We start from the raw sequence: 18398 nt of genomic DNA, 5'->3' as shown, positions 1-18398 counted from the left end.
GAGCTGCTTGAACGGGATATCGACGAGCGTAAATTGGCCGAGGAGGCCGTGAAATTAGAACGCCAGCGCTTTAATAATGTCGTAGATATGCTGCCGACTTATTTGATACTGATGACACCTGATTATCATATTCCCTTTGCTAATCGGTTTTTTCGCGAGCAATTCGGTGAAGTAAACGGCCGGCGCTGTTTTGAAGCGCTATTCGGGCGCAGCGAGCCCTGCGAAAACTGCCAAAGTTTTACCGTCCTTGCAACTATGAAGCCCCATGAGTGGGAATGGAGCGGCCCGGACGGACGCGAGTATCGGGTTCTGGACTTTCCATTTATTGATGTGGATGGATCGACGCTTATTATGGAAATGGGGATTGATATTACCGACCATAAAAATGCCTAGCAAGAGATCCAGACGCTCAATAGGGAACTCGAAAAGCGGGTTGCGGAGCGTACTGCCCAGCTTGCTACCGCTAACGAGGAACTGCAAGACAGCAAGGCAAACTTGCAACTTGCCCTAAATGAAAAGGAGACCCTTCTTAAGGAAATACATCACCGTGTCAAAAACAATCTCCAAATAATCCACAGTATGCTGAATCTGCAATTGTCCCATATCAAGGATGCAAAGGCTATTGAGATGTTTAAGGAGAGCAAAGACCGCGTTTACTCAATGGCTCTTATTCATGAAAAGCTCTACCAGTCGGAATCATTGGCAAATATCGATCTCGGTGAATATATTCCCAGCCTCTTAGTTAATCTGTTCCATTCGTACGGGGCAGCTGCGCGAGGCATAAGCCAGCAGATAAATATTGAACCATTTACGCTCAGTATTGACCGAGTAGTCCCCTGCGCTTTAATTCTTAACGAACTTGTTTCAAATTCGCTTAAACACGCCTTTCCCAGCAAACTTGATCTGAAAGGTGAAGTACGTATTCACCTTTATCATGCCGATAATTTAGCTAAATTGACCGTCAGTGATAATGGGATTGGTTTACCAGCAGACTTTAAGATAGAGAATTGCGAGTCACTGGGAATGAAGTTAGTAATCGTTCTGATAAAACAATTAAGGGGCACTATTCAGATAAATACGAACAGCAATGGAACTGAATTTGCAGTTGCCTTTAATGTCGGGGAATAGGAGAGTTGCACAATGACAGCTATAAAGATACTGATTGTCGAAGATGAAGGGATCGCGGCACTTGACTTACAGCAGTCGCTGAGAAATATGGGATATATCGTTACGGAGGTTGCGGCTACCGGAGAAGAGGCTGTTAAAGCGGCCAAAGAGTTGCAGCCTGATTTGGTTTTAATGGACATTAGACTGCAAGGAGAAGTTGATGGGACTAAAGCTGCCGAAATAATTCATGGATTATTTGGTATTCTTATTATTTATCTTACCGCTTATACCGATGAAGATACCTTGCTGCGCGCAATGTCAGCACAGCCATACGGCTATATTGTAAAACCATTCAAAGAGCGAGAATTGCATACAGCAATTAAAATGGCGCTATCCAAACATAATGCCGAAAAAAAATACATTGCCGAGCGCAAGCAGGCTGAGGAGACTTTATGGAAATTAAATGATGAGCTAGAGTGGCGAGTCCGTGAACGAACGGCGGAATTGCGTCAGGCTGAGCAAAAGTACCGTTCTATCTTCGAGAATGCAATCGAGGGAATCTTTCAGGCGGCTCCGGATGGACGCTATCTTATAGCCAATCAATCGATGGCCCGTATTTTAGGTTACGATAACCCTGAGGAGGTGGTATCGCAGTCTTCAGGCGTGACTTACGAGAGTTCGTTGGTAGCGGGAGAAGCCATTCATTGCAGAGAGCGTCAGCTATGCCGGCGGGATGGTGATGTAATTTGGGTTTCTGAAAGTGTCCGAGCTGTACACGATGATACAGGCCGAGTTCTCTACTTTGAAGGTACTATGGAAGACATTACGAAACGCAAAGAGGCCGAACAAGCCCTGCGGGAGAGTGAGGAGCGATATCGCCAGATAGTAGAAACAGCCTCCGAAGGCATCCTGCTTTTAGACGGAGCAGGAAGAATAACTTTTGCCAATAAAAAAATGGCAGAGATGCTGGACTGCACTGTTATGGAATTAGTCGGAGGGTCTTTTTATGATTTTGTCGATAAGGAATGGATCGACCAAGCCGAAGAATTTATAAAGCGCCGGCAAGTTCGGGAACTGCCTGAAATCATGTTTCATCGCAGCGACGGAAAAGAGTTATGGGCGAGTTTATCTACTAATCCGCTTTTAGCGGAAAACGGGCAGTATTCAGGGGCGCTAGTTATGGTTACCGACATTACCGGACGTAAACAGTTCGAAAAAGAACTAGCACGCTTAGACCGTCTGCATTTGGTTGGCGAAATGGCTGCAGGAATTGGCCATGAAATTCGCAACCCTATGACTACTGTGCGGGGGTTGCTTCAGTACCTTGGCGCCAAGAATGAATGCAGCAAGTATAATAAACATTTTGAACTAATGATTGAGGAACTTGACCGGGCGAATTCGATTATTAGCGAGTTTCTTTCTTTAGCCAGAAATAAAGTTGTGGAATTGACGACGCAGAATCTTAATACCATTATTGAAACAATGCTGCCGCTGCTCGAGTCAACCGCCTTACTGGCCGGAAAAGGTATAAGAATAGAGACCGGGAATATTCCTTATTTAAATTTAAATGAGAAAGAGATTCGTCAGCTTATTTTGAATCTTGTACGTAATGGGCTTGAGGCAATGGCGGTCGGTGGCAATCTTACCATTAAAACATTTGAGGAAGATCAAGCGGTAGTTCTAGCAGTGCAAGATGAGGGTAAAGGAATTGAGCCCGCAATGCTTGAAAAAATCGGGACACCGTTTTTTACCACTAAAGAACATGGAACGGGCCTAGGCCTGGCGGTCTGTTACAGTATTGCTGCCAGGCATAATGCTATTATTGATATAGCTACCGGATGCGATGGCACAACCTTTTTCATAAGGTTTAAACGCGGCCAAAGCAAAGACAGCCGCAGCTAGCGCGTGCCAATAATTTTACAGAAAATAACCTCCGGCATATTAGCTGGAGGTTTATTTAATAACATTGGATTTGCAGAGCGTATTAGATAACCGGGCCTAGCATGTAGATATCCATTGAGTTAGTATAGCCTGATATCTCGGCTTTGGTCATACCGCCCGAGGCAATAACAACTAATTCTTCGAGAATGCGGCGGCCGGCATCGGGAATTGTGTCGCCGCCATCGATTACGGCGCTTAAGTTCATATCAATATGATCGCTCATTTTTTCAGCGGCTGTGCGGCTGCCGGTAATTTTCAGAACAGGTACGAATGGGAAGCCTTGGGGCGCTCCCCGACCAGTAGCAAAGGCAATAACGTTACAGCCGGCGGCTGCCAGCCCGGTAAGTATCTCGGGCTCGCGGCCAGGGGAGTCCATAACGACTAAGCCTTTTACCTTAGGACGTTCGCCGTATTCATATACCGCCTGAATGGGGGATGAACCGGCTTTGGCGATTGCACCGAGCGATTTTTCTTCGATAGTAGTGAGGCCGCCTTTGATATTGCCGCCGGTCGGCTGACCGCCGCGGATATCTTCACCTACGGCAATAGCTCTTTGTTCCATGCGGGTAACGAGGTCAAGGATGCCTTGAGCTACTTCTTCGTTAGCAGCGTGGCTGGCTAGAATATGCTCAGCACCGATAAATTCGGTTACCTCGCCTAAAATGGAAGTGCCGCCGGCCGCTACCAGTAAATCCGAAGCTACGCCGATTGCGGGGTTTGGCACTAAGCCTGAAGTGGTATCTGAACTGCCACACTTCATACCTAGAACCAATTCACTGATAGGGAAGGGTTCACGCTGCTGAAGTGATGCTTCACGTACCAACTCCTGCGCCATTAAAATGCCTTGAGCTGTGGTGCGGGCAGCACCACCGACCTCTTGAACTACAAGGTGTTTGACAGTTTTTCCGCTAGCTTGGATACCTTCAATAACTTCGTTGAGATTGGTGCTCTCGCAGCCTAAGCTGACAAGGATTACCGAATGGAGGTTAGGGTTGCGGCCTAACCCGATTAGGGCCTGGTTAACCCGGCCAATATCCAGCGGTGTCTGGCAACAGCCTTGATGGTGGGTAAAGCGAACTGCTCCCTCGACTTTACTGGCAATAGCCTCGACTACCTCATTTACACAAACAACGGCCGACAAAATGCCAACATAGTTACGAGTGCCTACTGTGCCGTCAGCACGGCGATATCCCATAAATTCCATTTTTACGCCTCCTTTTCCAGATCGCCGCGGCCGCGCAGGCTTTCAATGTTTTGTACATGCGCATGGCAGCCGGCATCAATGTTTTTGGTAGCGCGGCCAATGACTTCGCCGTACTTGAGAATATCTTGGCCTTGGTTGATGCTTCGAAACGCAAACTTGTGACCATAAGGGATATCTTCCACCAAGGTAACATAATGTAAGTCGCGTTCCAGCCTCACGGCAGCCTGCTGACCGGCTTTTAAATCTTGGACTGCAGTTGCCACATTATCCGATGGGTTTAGCACAATTGCATCAATAGCCATAATATACCTCCTCAAAAATAGTTGTAATTCGTTGGGCATCTACCCTGTTAATTCCATATATTTGATGGAACTCCTTTTGTGTTATTAATTAGCCAACGATGACGGCTACGCCGTCAGGGACTACCGTAAATTTGGCCTTGCTGCTGGCAATTGTTTCGGCAGTCGTTAGTGCTTCACCGATAGTTGTCGCTGCCATAAAGCCCATATCCCTGATAATCTGATGATCGCATTGATCGCTAACTATGATTATTTGATGCTTAAGCTGAATGCGGGCGAGGATTTGCGCACACCATTGGTCGGGAATGGTCGACTCACGGTCAATTTTCATAATCTTGTCCATTACTTCGCGCGCGCCGCCGGGAGCATCCTTAAACCACTTGAAGAAAGCCTCGCCGCCATGGCCGTCATTGCAGGCCGCGCAGATGATAATGACGCCGTTCGGTTTGCAGGTAGCCTCGGCCGAAGTAAGTCCTTTTACAAGCTGGTAAATGTTTTGATCAAGCGGATATCCGCCGTTAGAAGTGATTACAATATCGGCTGGTTTGGCTCGGACTGAAGCCAGATCGCCGACAAAGTTACATCCTGCCGAATGTGCCTGTTCTAAGTCGCCGGCAAAAGCATTGATAATTCTTTTGTCGGCATCAATGACAACATTCATTATAAATGCCAATTTGGCCTGTTTAGCGGCAAAAAGCATATCGGTATGAAGCGGGTTGCCGTCAAGAATTCCGGCGCGCGCTTTATCGTGGGCAATGAATTCGGCGCAGTGGTTAGCCAAAACAGTTACTGAACTGACGATGCCGGGCAGAACACTTTTTCGGCCGCCCGAAAATCCTGCAAATAAGTGCGGCTCAATAAAGCCTTCGGCAATGAGCAGATCAGCTTCCATTGCCAGTTTGTTTATAATTAAGTCGCCGCCTGACGGTAATTTGCCGACATTAATCAGGGAGTCTTTGTCCCAGCCGTTATGAATAACAATTCTTTCGTCGCGCAGCAGTTCTTTCCCAAACTTATTTAACAGCTCTTGCTGAGTGCTGGCCCGGTGAAAGCCGGTTGCTACCAAAAAGGTAATTTCGGCGTCCGGATTGGCGCTGCGGATTTCAGCGAGCAGCAACGGGGCGATAATCTTAGTGGGAACAGGTCTGGTATGATCACTGGTTATAATAACAATTTTTTTACGCCCTGCCGCCAAATCACGTAATCTTGGCGAGCCAATCGGATTTTCCAAAGCTCGCTGAACAAGCTTAGCTTCTGAGGCTTCGGGTTGGTAATGATGGGCGCGCGACTCCAAAATGCCTTCCAAACGCTCATCAGGTATTGAAAGGGGAATATAGCCTTTACCATATGGGATGTTAATAACGGTCATGTTCTCCCTCCTAAGCTTAGGTGTGCCTTCTGCAATATTACTTCAATTAATTCGCGGTTTGCGCCTTCGTGCTCAACTACCAAAAATAGCTATTTCCAGCCGCGGTTTTTTGTGCAGTTTTCACAATGCGCATTTACGCAATGTTTGGGTGATGTTAGAATATGTAGTAGAAGCTCTTGGAAGGGTGGTTTAATATGATAATTGCCAAGGATTTAGCTCAGAAAATAGTTGACCACCTTATGGAAATTGTCGAACGAAATGTAAATATCATGGACTGCAATGGAATTATCATTGCTTCAGGTCAGCCGCAGCGAATTAGTAATTTCCATCAAGGCGGAAAGCTGGCTGTTGAAGATCAGAATGTTGTTGAAATCAAACCTGAAGAAGTGCAGCAATATATTGGGGCTTTGCCTGGAGTAATGTGGCCAATCAATATAAAAAATAAAATTGTCGGTGTCGTTGGCGTAACTGGTGAACCCCATGAAGTTCGTAACACCGCAAAACTTGTAAAAACGGTCACTGAACTAATTCTGGAGCGCGAGATGCTGCTGGCTGATTCGGGTTCCGAGAACAGGCTTAAGGCCCAATTGGTAGACTTGCTGTTTGCCGATAATACCAATAATGCTCTGGATAAAATTAATACTTTGGCTGATATGTTGAATTACAAAGTCAATTTGCCGCGCGTTGTTATTTTAGTTAAGCTTGAGCCGATGAATAACGATGATTTTGAGGCACAGGGCCTGCAAAATTTACTATCAGCCCGGATAAGGGAAAATGTCTTAAATCTCATAAAAGATGCCGCTTTTTTCACTGCTGATGATATTAGCCTATTTTACAAGCGAAATCTGTGCATAATTAAGTCGGTGCCGGATCAAGATAATCTGATCCAGGTAGATAAGTTTATAAAAAGCATTGTCGATATGCTAAATACCATTCAGCCCAAGCTAAAAATCCAAATCGGGCTCGGCAGTCGGGCAAAGTATCAGTCTGAATTGCGGCAGTCTTATGACGAGGCAAAGTTTGCGCTGGAACATCCGGCTGGAAATATGATTCAGGCTATCAATCACGACGCCATACTGGTAAGTTATTTGTTCAAAGACCATAATGAACACTGCAGTTATCCTTTGGCGCTGCACGAGCTGAAGGCTAAATTTGATACAATTAAGGGCAAATATGATATGCGCAATACGCTGGAAGGACTACTTGCCAATAATATGAATGTTTCAGCAGCCGCTAACCGCTTATTTATCCACCGCAACACCCTGCAGTTCAGGCTTGAAAAGCTCAAAAAAATTGTAGGCTTAGATCCCTGTCATTCTTTTGAGCACGCCTTGCTGTGCAAATTTCTCTTGTCGATGGATCAAGCAAAATAATAAGACTACCAGCCCTGATGGGAAGGTAGTCTTATTTTACAATCAATCTGCTTAATTCATCAGTATCCATTGATTTAGATAAACACCTCGGTTTTTAAATGTTAAGCCGGGTCTTCCTTTTCCAGCTCGGGAGGCTCCAGGCAAACTGTTTGGCGGCGCCGCAGTTCGCGCTCGTAGTCAAAAATATCGCTCATCTCGTAAAAACCTGTTTTTCCGGCGATGAACTGGGCTGCTTTATAAGCACCCTCGGCAAAGGCCACTCGTGAAAACGATTCGTGTGTAATTTCCAGCTTATCAAACTCGCCGCAGATAAGGACTTTATGCTTGCCGATAATGCCGCCTGCCCTGACGACATGCTCAGGAATTTCTGTATCTGTTAGCAATCGGTCCTTGATTTTATTGACAATTTTTTTAGCAGTGCCGGAGGGACGGTCTTTTTTATGCTTATGGTGTTCCTCAAACACCTCGAAGTCATAATCGCTTAACAGCTCAGCCGCTATTTCAGCCATCAGCATTAGGACATTCACGCCGTAGGTGATGTTAGGAGCCATTACGATCCCGATATTGCCTTTTTCGGCAAAGATTTTTAGCTTTTCTATTTCAGCCCGGTCGTAATCTGTCACTGCCGTCACGACATTAATACCGCACTTGGCTAAGGTATGAATATGCTCCTTCAAAAAACTATGTCCTGAAAAATCAATGAGTACATCAGGCTGCTTCTGAAAGAACTTACGCTCTAAATGATCAGTGGTCTCAATGGTTATGCCTGTTGGTTTAGTACCTAAAATTTCACCTAGATCTTTACCCGCATTCGGGCTGCCATGTCTGCATAGTACCATATTAAGTGTTTCTTGCTGCAAAAGATATTCAGCCGCGATTTTCCCGGTTCGCCCCAAGCCGACAAGTGCTATTTTCATCTATCTACCTCCTAAAAATTTACTGGCAACTCTATTTTATATTAGGGGTTGTTAGTGTGTCAATCAGGTTAAGTTGTCCTTTTTCAGAAAATTTTTCAATAGCGTTGTGCTGCTTACTTGATAGACCTCGATAACTGAAGCGATAGAAACGCGGAGCTTGGTAACTGGCTGCTTGTACTTGTACAACGGCAGTATTTTCTGTCATAATGGAGTAAATCAATTAAAGGAACGGCATGAATGGATAAGAAGATTCCTGATACTGTAAAAGTAATATTAAGCGTGCTTGAAAAGGCCGGCCATCAGGCGTACATTGTCGGCGGTGCTGTTCGCGATCTCTTGCGAGGCGTAGAGCCTTATGATTACGATATCACGACGAGCGCCAGACCTGAGCAGGTATTAGACTGCGCCAAATCTCAGCGCTGGCAGGTTGTAGATAATCTGGGCCAAAATTTCGGTGTTGTTATGCTTATTATCAATGGGCAGACGTTTGAAGTGACTACCTTTCGCGGCGAGCGGTATGGCGAGGACAGTCACCGGCCAGAGCAGGTCTGGTTTGCAGATAGTCTGGAAACTGATTTAGCGCGTCGTGATTTTACAATTAACGCGATGGCGATGGACGCTGGCGGGGATATTGTTGATCTGTTTGGTGGTCGACGCGATCTCACTAATAAAATTATTCGGGCGGTAGGCGACGCTAAACTGCGCTTTAAGGAAGACAGCCTGCGGATGTTTCGCGCCTGCCGTTTTGCCGGACAGCTTGGGTTCAGGATCGAAAATGGTACTTTAAGCGCTATGCAGGACAATTTGCAGCGTGTGGCCGGGTTGTCGCTTGAGCGGGTCCGCAGTGAACTTGAAAAGATGCTATTGGCCGAGTACTGTCAGATAAGCCTTGCCTACTTTGTTGAAACAGGGCTTAATCAATGCTACTGTCGGATAAAAGAAAAGGGCCAATGCTCCAGTGTTCCCATTCTTCCTGAATTAACGCACTTGGTCAATCTGCCGCAAAATTCGGCTTATCACAAATATGACGGCTGGAATCATACATTGGCCGCGTGCAGCAATGTGCCTGCCGATTTACTGCTGCGCTGGGCAGCCTTGCTACACGATATCGGCAAAGGTTTGCCGGGCGTACGTGGCATGAAAGACGGTCAGCCGACCGATTACCGGCATGATGCTGCGGGCGCGCAGCTAGCCCAGGTTATTTTAACCCGCTTGCAAATGAAGCCGAAGTTTGTAAAGTTGGCAGTATGGCTGGTTGCTCGGCATATGAAGTTTTACTTTTATCTGAATAACAATCAGTCGGCGGTTAAGCGCTGGCTGCGGGAAGAAGCGCGGTTGGGCGCTTTCCGCAGCCGTCGGGAACTGCAGAAGGCATTTGACCTTCTGACAATCGTTTGCGTTGCCGACAATGCCGCTACAGGATTTGGCAGTACCGGGGCTGATGAGATTTTGACATTTGGCAGGTATATAGAGGCTATGCTTCATCAAATGCCGGTTCACACCAGCGATCTATGTTATTCGGCAAGTCGGCTGACACAAGCTTTAGGAACGCCCCGGCTTATAGGCCCATTTTTAAAGATAGCCTTACAGCGAGTTCAGGACGGAAATTTGGCAAACGATGAAGAGGCGATAACTGCTGCCGCCAATAAATGGGCCAAACGGCGGCAGACTAAGGACATTTGAGGATAAATCAGGGGCTGTTAGCCCTTTTTAATTTATTGGGAAAATATTGTAAATCAGTGAAGGTATTAAGAGATTTATCGCGAATACCCACACTATTCTATCGAATTCCATTTTTTTCTATAGATACCTAGAATTGTCGAGGAGGAAAACATGACCGGGTGTGTTGATATGCCGGTAGAACAGCTGCACAAGCGCGTGGCTGAATTAGAAGAAAAGCTTAAACGCTATGAAGATATCGATAAAACGCTGTTCAATGGCAATAAGGATTTGCTTGTATCATTACAGGATTCATCGCTTCAGGAATTGTGTTCGCGGCTATTGATAGTTCCCAATGGGATATCGATAGCCACTGACGCCAGCTGCAATGTTGTAAAACATAATACGTTTGTTGCTGAATTTCTGGGGGTTGACCCTATGTGTAATCTTTCTTTCAATGGCCATAACGTTTTTGACTTTAAAATTCTGCGCGACGGTGAACTTGTAAGACCGGTAGAATTGCCACTGCAACGAGCGGCTTGGTTTGGCGAATATGTCGATAATGCTGAACTGGATTTTGTCTGGGATAATGGAGTGCATAAGACGGCGCTGATTAGCTCGCGTCCGTTAAAAAACAGCTCTGGTGAAATAATCGGTGCTTTTGCGACTTGGTCTGATATTACAGAACGGAAAAAATCAGAAATGTATTATGCTAAGTTATTTCATTCTATTTCATATCCCAAAGCAATTGTGTCGATTAACGAGCTGACTTATCTAGATGTAAACCAGAGCTTTCTTGACTTCTATGGTTATAGCAAGACGGAACTTATCGGGAGGTCTACGGCGGAAATAGGCCTTCTTACTCCGTCCGCCCACCAATTTGCAATAAAAAATCTTGACGAGCTCGGCTATTTACGGGATTTTGAGACGGTCGTTACTGTTAAAGACGGCAGTCGTAAGACGGTACTAGTTAATGCCGATATTATTGAACACTATAATCAGAAAAGTGTAGTAATCACGCTACAGGACATTACAAGCCGCCGCCAGGCTGAAGTTCGGTTTGCTAAAGCATTTAGATCAAATCCCAATCCCATGATGATTACGTCACTAAATGAGGGGCGAATTGTAGATGTCAACCGAAGCTTACTAAGCATGGCGGGTAAGCGAGCAGAAGAAGTAATCGGAAAAACGGCTGTAGAATTTGGGATTTGGCAGTCAGCCATCGAGCGAGCCGGTTTTGTTAACCAGCTGCTGGCAGGCACTATCCGTAATTATGAGCAGGATTTTATCTCGCATAGCGGCCAAGTGCATCACCTATTGATTAGTGGTGTCATAATCGAAATTGATAGTGAAAAGTTCATTCTACTGGGTATTAATGATATTACCGAAAAAAGAAATTTTGAGAATGAAATAAAGCGGTTGGACAGGCTTAATATTGTCGGTCAGATGGCGGCAAGTATTGGTCATGAGATCCGAAATCCCATGACGACGGTACGGGGCTATTTGCAGATGCTGGGCAAGAAACAGATATTTAACCAATATAAAGATCAGCTTGAACTAATGATTGACGAGCTCGATCGGGCCAATAGCATTATTACCGGCTTTCTGTCATTGGCCCAAAATCGGGCGCGGGTTGAAACGCGCGTGAACCTCAATAGCGTTATTGAACCGTTATACCTCCTTATGGAGGCCGATGCTGTAAAAGCCAACAAAAACATTTTTATGAATTTAGGCGAAATACCTGACACGCTGATGTGCAGTGAAGAAGTACGCCAGGTTATCTTAAACTTGGTTCGTAATGGGCTTGAAGTTTCTCCTGAGAATAGCGGTGTGATAGTAAGCACCTATGTTGAGGAGACCAACATCGTCTTAGCGGTAAGCGACTCAGGCAGTGGCATTCCCGATGAAATTGCCGATAAGCTCGGCACACCCTTTTTTACGACCAAGGACAACGGGGTCGGTCTCGGTCTGGCGGTCTGTTATAGTATCGCTGATCGGCATGGCGGGTCGCTAAAGTTTAAGACTGGTGAGAGCGGCACAACTTTTTGTTTGCAGCTGCCTATTAGAGATAGCTGACAAAGCGCCTGGCGCAAGCCAGGCGTTTAGTTTTTATTATAAATTTCTAACTGCAAACTACGCGATGGGCTTGGAACCTTATGGTAAAATAGAATTAAAGAAAGGGGGCGGGACAATGCAGGAGAGGTTTAGTTTGTTGTCAAGAGATTTCATAGTGCTTTGTTTTGCCAACTTTTTCTACTTCGGCAGCTTTTATTTTTTGCTGCCAACTATGCCGCAATATGTCGATATGTTAGGCGGGTCAGCCGGTCAGGTCGGCATGGTTATGGGGTGGTTTACGCTGGCCGCTGTGGCGGCCCGGCCATATTTCGGCAAAATGGTTGACAGATATGGACATAAGCGGTTTATGCTGTTGGGCAGTATCTTTTTTATCCTGTTTTTTATTCTTTACATCTATATTCAGTCTGTTGCCCTGCTCTACATCGCGCGCGGTGCGCATGGCTTGGCTCATGCTTGCTTTATGGCAGCTTCGGCGGCCTATATTGCTGATATTGCTCCGCCGCATCGCCGCGGCGAAGTTATCGGTATTTACGGTACGTCCAACATCGTAGCCATGGCTCTGTTTCCGGCTTGGGGTTCAACGCTTATCAGTACAACCGGTAATTTTAGTTATTTATTTGGCTTGGCAGCCGTGGCAGCCACTATTTGCCTGTTTGCGGTGGTTTTTCTCAGGGAAATCAATAAAGGCTCCGGAAAAGATTATAAGCCCGCCAGCGTTATTGAACTCAGCAAACGACGCGGTGTTATTGTCCCGTCAATAGCTTTATTTGGCGGCGCAACAGCATATGGAGCTGTTTTCACCTTTTTACCACTTTTCGCGCCGCAGCGTGGGCTGACCGATTTTGGGATGTTTTTTACGGTATATGCATTAAGCACTATTGTCAGTCGGGTGTTGGTTGGCAAGCTATCTGACCGAATCGGCCGACGTCAGCTTGTTATGCCGTTCATTGCTTTGGTTGCGCTAGCCGTTGTGCTGCTGCCCGGTCTTGACAGTTTAGCAATGCTGGCCGCAATTGGAGGATTGTTCGGTTTAGGGTTTGGGGCCTTCATGCCAACGCTGAATGCGCTGGTTGTTGATTACACGCCGCCGCAAGACAGGGGCAGCGCATTGGGATTCTTTACTTCGTTTATGGACCTCGGCATAACAGCCGGTGCAGTAATTCTTGGTGCTGCCGGTAACTACTTTGGATTTGAGATCATGTTCTATATGGGCAGTGCTGCTGCGCTTGCCGGTCTAATTATTTTTGCCCTATTTCTTGGCCCAAATCCAACTCAGGCGGATAGATAAAGGTCATATAGGTCAATTGGTACCGGCAGGTAAACCGCTTGTTTACGCGAATATTTTAATTGCAAAATTTCCGGAATATTGAGAAGCTTAGCAGCTAAAGAAGAGGCAAGTCAGGCTGAACACTATAGCAGCCTGCAAATTTTAGTGAAAGGTTGCGTATAGGCATGGCAGGAATACCGGGCAAAGGCCTGCAAAGAAGAATTACAATATTTGTTATCGTTATAATAGCAGCTTTATTTATGCTAGCGGGGCGATTAGCCTGGATTCAATTCGTTCAGGGAGATAAATTGTCAGAAAAGGCAAGGGGGCAGGTGCTGGAAAATCGAGGGCTGCTTTCGCCACGGGGTACTATATTTGACCGAAACGGCCGGGAGTTGGCTGTCAGTTTTCTGGCAAAATCGTTATATGTCGATCCCGAAGAATTCATAAAAAGCAACCAGAACCCGGATGCTATAGCTAACCTGCTGGCGCCGGTGTTAGACATGAAGGCTGTTGATATCAAGGAAAGGTTTGCGGCAGGCGGACGCTTTGTCTGGATTAAACGGACGCTTGATCCGGCGGTCTCAGACAAGGTAATTAGCATAATCAAGGAACATAACATTAAAGGACTGGCCTTTATTGAGGAAAGCAAGCGCTATTATCCCAACGACAACTTAGCCGCCCAAGTGCTGGGTTTTGTTGGTACTGATGATATTGGCCTTGATGGTCTTGAAATGGCCTTGGATGGAACGATTAAGGGCAGCCTCTCCAAGCATACTATTGATACTGACAATCGTGGTATTCCGATATTTGAATCGATTTTCACCGTTGCTCCACCGAAAAAGGGCAAAAATGTCTATCTGACGCTTGATTCTACTATTCAGTTTATTGTTGAAGAAAGCTTGGACAAGGCTATGGCTAGCACTAAGGCGGCGAGGGCCACCATAATTGTTATGAACCCTCGGACAGGTGATATTCTGGCTATGGCTAACCGGCCGACCTTCAATCCAAATCAGTTCTATAAATACGGACCGGAAAACTGGCGAAATCGGGCTGTTTCCGATCTTTATGAGCCGGGCTCAACCTTTAAGAGCATTGTTGCCGCTGCAGCGGTTCAGGAGGGTCTGGTTCACCCTGATGAAAGGTTTATTGATAAAGGTTATGTGGAGGTGTCAGGGCGGCGGATTAAAAACTGGAGCGGCGATAGTTACGGTGAGGTTAGCTTTACGGATATTATGAAGAATTCAATAAATACCGGCATTGTCGAAGTTGGGATGCGACTTGGGGCTGCCCGGCTGACCAATTATATCCGCGCGTTCGGTTTCGGGCAGGCAACCAATATCGAGCTGCCGGGCGAGGCTGAGGGTATCTTGTTTAAGCCTGAGAATATGCGTGATTCAGATATAGCAACAATGTCAATCGGGCATAGTATTGCCGTGACGCCGCTCCAACTTATTACAGCCGTTTCGGCCATAGCCAACGACGGCGTTCTGCTTCGGCCCCATATTATCAAGGAGATCCAGAATGACGACGGTTCGGTATACAGTGCAGCCTCTACCCAGGTTATGCGGCAGGTTATCAGCCTCGAAACCTCCAGGACGATGGTAAGAATGCTAGAAGAAGTAGTTACAGAGGGCGGTGCTAAAAAAGCACAGGCAAAAGGCTACCGAATTGCCGGTAAAACCGGAACGGCCGAGAAATTGCGGGAAGATGGGAGCGGTTACCTGGCAGGCCGCTATATTGCATCTTTCGCCGGCTTCGGTCCGGTTGAAGATCCGAAGCTTGCGGTTCTGGTTGTACTTGATGATCCGCGCGGCGTTTATTACGGTGGCGAGACTGCAGCGCCGGTAGCCGGTGAAATTTTTGCCAAGGTACTGCGTTATTTAAATATACATCCTGATTCAGGGCAGCCAGCCCTCCCTAAAACAGTAAGCAAGACAGTAGCAGTTTCTGCCGCGTCTCCATCCGGGCCTATTCCTGCCGGTAAAGCAGTTGTTCCGGATTTAAAGGGTAAAACTATGCGGGAGGCCGGAGATTTGCTTTTTAAAGCAGGACTGGCAATGATACCGGAGGGAACGGGACTGGCAGCCAGCCAAAGTATAGCTCCCAACACTCTCATTGATGCGGGCAGTGAAGTGCGGGTATATTTCAAACCCAGATAGCAAATAATGGGCAATAATGCTGTTTAAGGGTTAGATGCACATGGATGAATTGAAGGAGTATCTTCTCAGCGACATTTGGCCGCTGGCCGAAAAAATAGCTGAATACTTGCGTGCCCAAAAGGCTATTGACGACGCGGCTGTAGCCGGTAGCATCAGGCGCCGCTCCCAGACTGTTAGGGATATTGATATTGTTGTGGCAGGCAATGATCCGGCTGCTGCTATTCAGGCGGCAGCAGAGATGCCGGGAGTTGACAGTATTATCGAAAAAAGCCCGGCCCGCGTAAAGGCCCGGCTGACTACCGGTATGCCGCTTGAAATATTAGTTGTGCCGCCGGAAAATTTTATTGTCGCTCTACTTTTAGCGACCGGCAGTAAAATGCATTGTGAGCAGCTGCAAAATCATGCTTCAATCAACAACCTGACCTTTTCCAACTTTTCCGGTTCAGAGCATGACATTTACCGGCAGCTCAAACTGCAGTATATTGAGCCTGAATTACGCGAGGGCTTAGGTGAAATTGAACAAGCGGTTAAATGCAAGCTGCCTGATCTGGTAGCTGAACAGGATATAAAAGGCATATTCCATGTCCACACCTCCTATTCGGACGGTGGCGATAGTTTAAGTAATATGGCTGCCGCTGCTTATAACCGAGGTTGGAGCTATATGGGCATCGCCGATCATAGCAAAACAGCCTATTATGCCCGTGGTTTGAAATTGCCGGCTATTATGGCTCAGCGCAGGGAAATCGACAGCCTTAATGCTAAAAATTCAAAGTTTGTGATTCTTTCCGGCATTGAAAGTGATATATTACCGGATGGATCGCTAGATTATGATGACGATACTCTGGCTCAATTTGATTTTGTTATTGCCTCGGTTCACTCGGCCTTTCGGCAGGGGGAAGCCGTTATGACCAAGCGAATTATTAAAGCTATTAGTAATAAATATGTAACAATGCTAGGGCATCCGACAGGTCGGCTTTTACTAAGACGCCGGTCATATGCCATCAATTTGGAAGAAATAATAAACGCGGCAGCAGTTACCGGCACCATTATTGAAATTAATTCAAGTCCGCACCGGCTTGACCTTGACTGGAGCTGGTGCCGTAAGGCACAAGAACAGGGGGTTTTATTATCGGTCAACCCGGATGCGCATTCTGTTGAAGAATTTGATTATGTCAGATATGGTATTAATACCGCGCGCAAAGGGTGGCTCAGTCCGGAGGATATTTTGAATACAAGGCCATTAACTGAAGTGAAAAAACTTCTAAACCGAAAGCGCGGAAAATAATTAAGGGCGGCAATGCCGCCCGAAACATTAAGGCCTATTGTTAGCATCAAACTGAGCTGTCATAGTGCTGCCAGCAGCAGTTGTTCCGCTTGTAGCGGTGCTGCTAGTAGCTGTAGTACCGCTCATGCTTGCTTCATACTGTTCAATCATGCGGCGAACCATTTGACCGCCGACACGACCACAGTCAGCTGAAGTCATTGTTGACCAACCGTTTTGGCGAACTGTTTCAGCTATGCCTAATTCGGAGGCAACTTCAAACTTCATACGATCAAGAGCGTTTTCTGCTTGTGGATTGACAGGTTTTCTGCTTCTAGCCATTTACAAAATCACCTCCAATGTGTTTGTGGTTATATTATCGACTGAAATTTGCGGGCTTATGCGTATTCGTTATGTCAAATAGTACCAAAGACGAGTAGTTATAAAATGGTAATTGGAATAGCTATGTAGCTTATCTCTAATTTCCAAGTACCCGCTAACTTAAACAGGAAAAAACGGAAAAAGGCCGAATATAAAAAGAACAGTAAGAATATGGAAAAATATTTCTGGATGTGAACCCTATGCATGAAATGGCTCTTGCTCAAGGGATTTTAGATGTTGCGCTTAGCACGGCTAGCCAGCACGACACCCTAAAAATCGGACGTATTAAACTGCTGGTCGGCGAAATGACTAATGTTGAACCTGAGTCGCTTAGATTTTGTTTTAAAGCCTTGTCAGCCGGCTCAATTGCTGAGAATGCAGCGGTAGAGATCGAGGTAACGCCGCTGATAGGGCGCTGCCGACAGTGTGCCAGTGAATTTTCAGTGGCAGGATTCTATTTTGTCTGTTCGGAGTGTCAGTCATCGTCAGTTGAGATCCTCTCGGGTCGTGAGCTCACGATAGAATATTTGGAGGTGGAATAATGGAGATTAAGGTTATGACCAATATTCTTGACGCCAACGACCAATTATCCCGAACTGTAAATGAACGGTTAACGGCAGAGGGAATTTTTGTTCTCAATTTGCTAGGGTCGCCGGGCTGCGGCAAGACAACGCTTCTGGAAAAAACCATAGCCGCTCTCAAAGGCGAACTATCGCTGGCAGTTATTGAGGGCGATTTATTTACAAGTAAAGATGCTGAGCGGATTGAACAGCAAGGTGTACCGGTAATTCAAATAAATACTGCCGGCGGGTGTCATCTGGACGCTGGGATGATAAACAGTGCTATTGATAATCTGGATTTAAAAACGCTTGATATGATAATAATTGAAAATGTGGGCAATCTCGTTTGTCCAGCTGAATTCGAAATCGGTGAAGATGCCAAGGTAACTGTTTTAAGTATTACTGAGGGTGAGGACAAGCCCTTAAAGTATCCGTTGGTTTTCCGTAAATCGCAGGCTGTTTTATTAAACAAAATGGATTTACTACCATATACCGGCTTTGATTTAGCTGCTGCTATTGATGATATCAAGGGCATTAATCCGGATGCCAGGCTGATTACTGCTTCATGCCGAAGCGGGGAGGGCCTTGAGGAATGGTACCATTGGTTAAAATTGCAGGTTGGTAAAAAAAAAAAAATAGGAGCAGTGAATTATGCCCAACGCAGACGCCTTAAAATGGCAAATCGAAGAACTACGTGAAAAACTCCATCAGCTTGTCCTTGATAAACAAGGCAATTTTATTGATGAAGAAGTTGCACGCATGAGTGCGGAACTTGATGAAATTATTGTAGCTTATGAAAAGGTAAAGCAGACCAAGCGGTAG

At 46.1% G+C, this 18398-nt stretch carries 18 protein-coding genes; 12 read left to right on the top strand and 6 right to left on the bottom strand.

Annotation, left to right across the window (positions count from 1 at the left end; translation table 11 throughout):
• From GX348_01690 to GX348_01680, 3 genes are all read left to right on the top strand, one after another.
• Nucleotides 1–393: diguanylate cyclase (locus GX348_01690; protein ID NLP40899.1), on the top strand; the 393-nt coding region annotated here is incomplete at its 5' end.
• Nucleotides 394–495: 102 nt separating this feature from the next.
• Nucleotides 496–1128, top strand: a complete 633-nt coding sequence (locus GX348_01685) for a sensor histidine kinase (protein NLP40898.1) — start codon at nt 496–498, stop codon at nt 1126–1128.
• 12 nt (nt 1129–1140) lie between these two features.
• Nucleotides 1141–3009 carry a PAS domain S-box protein gene (locus GX348_01680; GenBank protein ID NLP40897.1) on the top strand — a complete coding sequence of 623 codons (1869 nt, stop codon included), beginning with the start codon at nt 1141–1143 and terminating at the stop codon, nt 3007–3009.
• 82 nt (nt 3010–3091) lie between these two features.
• Here GX348_01680 and GX348_01675 read toward each other — a convergent pair whose 3' ends face one another.
• The 3 genes from GX348_01675 to larA form a co-directional block, all read right to left on the bottom strand.
• Nucleotides 3092–4252 carry a UxaA family hydrolase gene (locus GX348_01675; GenBank protein NLP40896.1) on the bottom strand — a complete coding sequence of 387 codons (1161 nt, stop codon included), beginning with the start codon at nt 4250–4252 and terminating at the stop codon, nt 3092–3094.
• Between the two features lie 2 nt (nt 4253–4254).
• Nucleotides 4255–4554 (bottom strand): UxaA family hydrolase, encoded by a 300-nt coding sequence (locus tag GX348_01670; protein ID NLP40895.1) that lies wholly within the window; start codon nt 4552–4554, stop codon nt 4255–4257.
• 88 nt (nt 4555–4642) lie between these two features.
• A complete protein-coding gene (gene larA, locus GX348_01665) occupies nt 4643–5920 on the bottom strand; it encodes a nickel-dependent lactate racemase (protein NLP40894.1) in 1278 nt (425 codons plus the stop codon).
• A 194-nt stretch (nt 5921–6114) separates the two neighbouring features.
• Here larA and GX348_01660 point away from each other — a divergent pair, with 194 nt between their 5' ends.
• Entirely contained in the window at nt 6115–7293 is a 1179-nt protein-coding gene (locus GX348_01660) for a sugar diacid recognition domain protein (GenBank protein ID NLP40893.1), read from the top strand.
• A gap of 101 nt (nt 7294–7394) precedes the next feature.
• On the opposite strand, the gene dapB is transcribed toward GX348_01660, so the two are convergent.
• Together dapB and GX348_01650 are read right to left on the bottom strand one after the other, a co-directional pair.
• On the bottom strand, nt 7395–8210 hold the full coding sequence (dapB, locus tag GX348_01655) for a 4-hydroxy-tetrahydrodipicolinate reductase (GenBank protein NLP40892.1): 816 nt from the start codon (nt 8208–8210) through the stop codon (nt 7395–7397).
• Nucleotides 8211–8241: 31 nt separating this feature from the next.
• Entirely contained in the window at nt 8242–8415 is a 174-nt protein-coding gene (locus GX348_01650) for a hypothetical protein (GenBank protein ID NLP40891.1), read from the bottom strand.
• Nucleotides 8416–8447: 32 nt separating this feature from the next.
• On the opposite strand from GX348_01650, the gene GX348_01645 reads away from it, so the two are divergent.
• The 5 genes from GX348_01645 (at nt 8448) to GX348_01625 (ending at nt 16659) form a co-directional block, all read left to right on the top strand.
• Nucleotides 8448–9893, top strand: coding sequence for a CCA tRNA nucleotidyltransferase (locus tag GX348_01645; GenBank protein NLP40890.1), 1446 nt, complete (start codon nt 8448–8450; stop codon nt 9891–9893).
• Nucleotides 9894–10043: 150 nt separating this feature from the next.
• Nucleotides 10044–11945 carry a PAS domain S-box protein gene (locus GX348_01640; protein ID NLP40889.1) on the top strand — a complete coding sequence of 634 codons (1902 nt, stop codon included), beginning with the start codon at nt 10044–10046 and terminating at the stop codon, nt 11943–11945.
• The gene (locus GX348_01635; GenBank protein ID NLP40888.1) at nt 11896–13233 is read left to right on the top strand and encodes an MFS transporter; all 1338 of its coding nucleotides are present in this window, start codon (nt 11896–11898) and stop codon (nt 13231–13233) included. Before GX348_01640 ends, GX348_01635 begins: the two co-directional genes overlap by 50 nt.
• A gap of 164 nt (nt 13234–13397) precedes the next feature.
• Nucleotides 13398–15374, top strand: coding sequence for a PASTA domain-containing protein (locus GX348_01630; GenBank protein NLP40887.1), 1977 nt, complete (start codon nt 13398–13400; stop codon nt 15372–15374).
• Between the two features lie 40 nt (nt 15375–15414).
• A complete protein-coding gene (locus GX348_01625; protein NLP40886.1) occupies nt 15415–16659 on the top strand; it encodes a histidinol-phosphatase in 1245 nt (414 codons plus the stop codon).
• A gap of 27 nt (nt 16660–16686) precedes the next feature.
• Here the strand turns inward: GX348_01625 and GX348_01620 are convergent, their stop codons facing one another.
• Nucleotides 16687–16977, bottom strand: a complete 291-nt coding sequence (locus GX348_01620; GenBank protein ID NLP40885.1) for an alpha/beta-type small acid-soluble spore protein — start codon at nt 16975–16977, stop codon at nt 16687–16689.
• Nucleotides 16978–17216: 239 nt separating this feature from the next.
• Between GX348_01620 and hypA the strand changes: the two genes are divergently transcribed.
• From hypA to GX348_01605, 3 genes are read left to right on the top strand one after another with little or no spacing between them, the layout of a single operon-like run.
• Nucleotides 17217–17558, top strand: a complete 342-nt coding sequence (hypA, locus tag GX348_01615; protein NLP40884.1) for a hydrogenase maturation nickel metallochaperone HypA — start codon at nt 17217–17219, stop codon at nt 17556–17558.
• Complete coding sequence (gene hypB, locus GX348_01610; GenBank protein NLP40883.1) at nt 17558–18274, top strand: hydrogenase nickel incorporation protein HypB; 717 nt, start codon at nt 17558–17560, stop codon at nt 18272–18274. Before hypA ends, hypB begins: the two co-directional genes overlap by 1 nt.
• Nucleotides 18228–18398: an aspartyl-phosphate phosphatase Spo0E family protein gene (locus GX348_01605; GenBank protein ID NLP40882.1), complete on the top strand. Its 171-nt coding sequence runs from the start codon at nt 18228–18230 to the stop codon at nt 18396–18398. The genes hypB and GX348_01605 overlap by 47 nt, the downstream gene beginning before the upstream one ends.

The sequence above is a fragment of the Veillonellaceae bacterium genome, from assembly GCA_012523975.1.
In the GTDB taxonomy this organism is placed as follows: Bacteria; Bacillota; Negativicutes; order JAAYSF01; family JAAYSF01; genus JAAYSF01.
This window is presented reverse-complemented; position numbering and strand designations above follow the sequence as displayed.

What these genes read in the sequence shown, in the direction of transcription:
- GX348_01680 (NLP40897.1), top strand. Translation starts at nt 1,141, where the DNA reads ATGACAGCTATAAAGATACTGATTGTCGAAGATGAAGGGATCGCGGCA.
- GX348_01675 (NLP40896.1), bottom strand. Translation starts at nt 4,252, where the DNA reads ATGGAATTTATGGGATATCGCCGTGCTGACGGCACAGTAGGCACTCGT.
- GX348_01670 (NLP40895.1), bottom strand. Translation starts at nt 4,554, where the DNA reads ATGGCTATTGATGCAATTGTGCTAAACCCATCGGATAATGTGGCAACT.
- larA (NLP40894.1), bottom strand. Translation starts at nt 5,920, where the DNA reads ATGACCGTTATTAACATCCCATATGGTAAAGGCTATATTCCCCTTTCA.
- GX348_01660 (NLP40893.1), top strand. Translation starts at nt 6,115, where the DNA reads ATGATAATTGCCAAGGATTTAGCTCAGAAAATAGTTGACCACCTTATG.
- dapB (NLP40892.1), bottom strand. Translation starts at nt 8,210, where the DNA reads ATGAAAATAGCACTTGTCGGCTTGGGGCGAACCGGGAAAATCGCGGCT.
- GX348_01650 (NLP40891.1), bottom strand. Translation starts at nt 8,415, where the DNA reads ATGACAGAAAATACTGCCGTTGTACAAGTACAAGCAGCCAGTTACCAA.
- GX348_01645 (NLP40890.1), top strand. Translation starts at nt 8,448, where the DNA reads ATGGATAAGAAGATTCCTGATACTGTAAAAGTAATATTAAGCGTGCTT.
- GX348_01640 (NLP40889.1), top strand. Translation starts at nt 10,044, where the DNA reads ATGACCGGGTGTGTTGATATGCCGGTAGAACAGCTGCACAAGCGCGTG.
- GX348_01630 (NLP40887.1), top strand. Translation starts at nt 13,398, where the DNA reads ATGGCAGGAATACCGGGCAAAGGCCTGCAAAGAAGAATTACAATATTT.
- GX348_01625 (NLP40886.1), top strand. Translation starts at nt 15,415, where the DNA reads ATGGATGAATTGAAGGAGTATCTTCTCAGCGACATTTGGCCGCTGGCC.
- GX348_01620 (NLP40885.1), bottom strand. Translation starts at nt 16,977, where the DNA reads ATGGCTAGAAGCAGAAAACCTGTCAATCCACAAGCAGAAAACGCTCTT.
- hypA (NLP40884.1), top strand. Translation starts at nt 17,217, where the DNA reads ATGCATGAAATGGCTCTTGCTCAAGGGATTTTAGATGTTGCGCTTAGC.
- hypB (NLP40883.1), top strand. Translation starts at nt 17,558, where the DNA reads ATGGAGATTAAGGTTATGACCAATATTCTTGACGCCAACGACCAATTA.
- GX348_01605 (NLP40882.1), top strand. Translation starts at nt 18,228, where the DNA reads ATGCCCAACGCAGACGCCTTAAAATGGCAAATCGAAGAACTACGTGAA.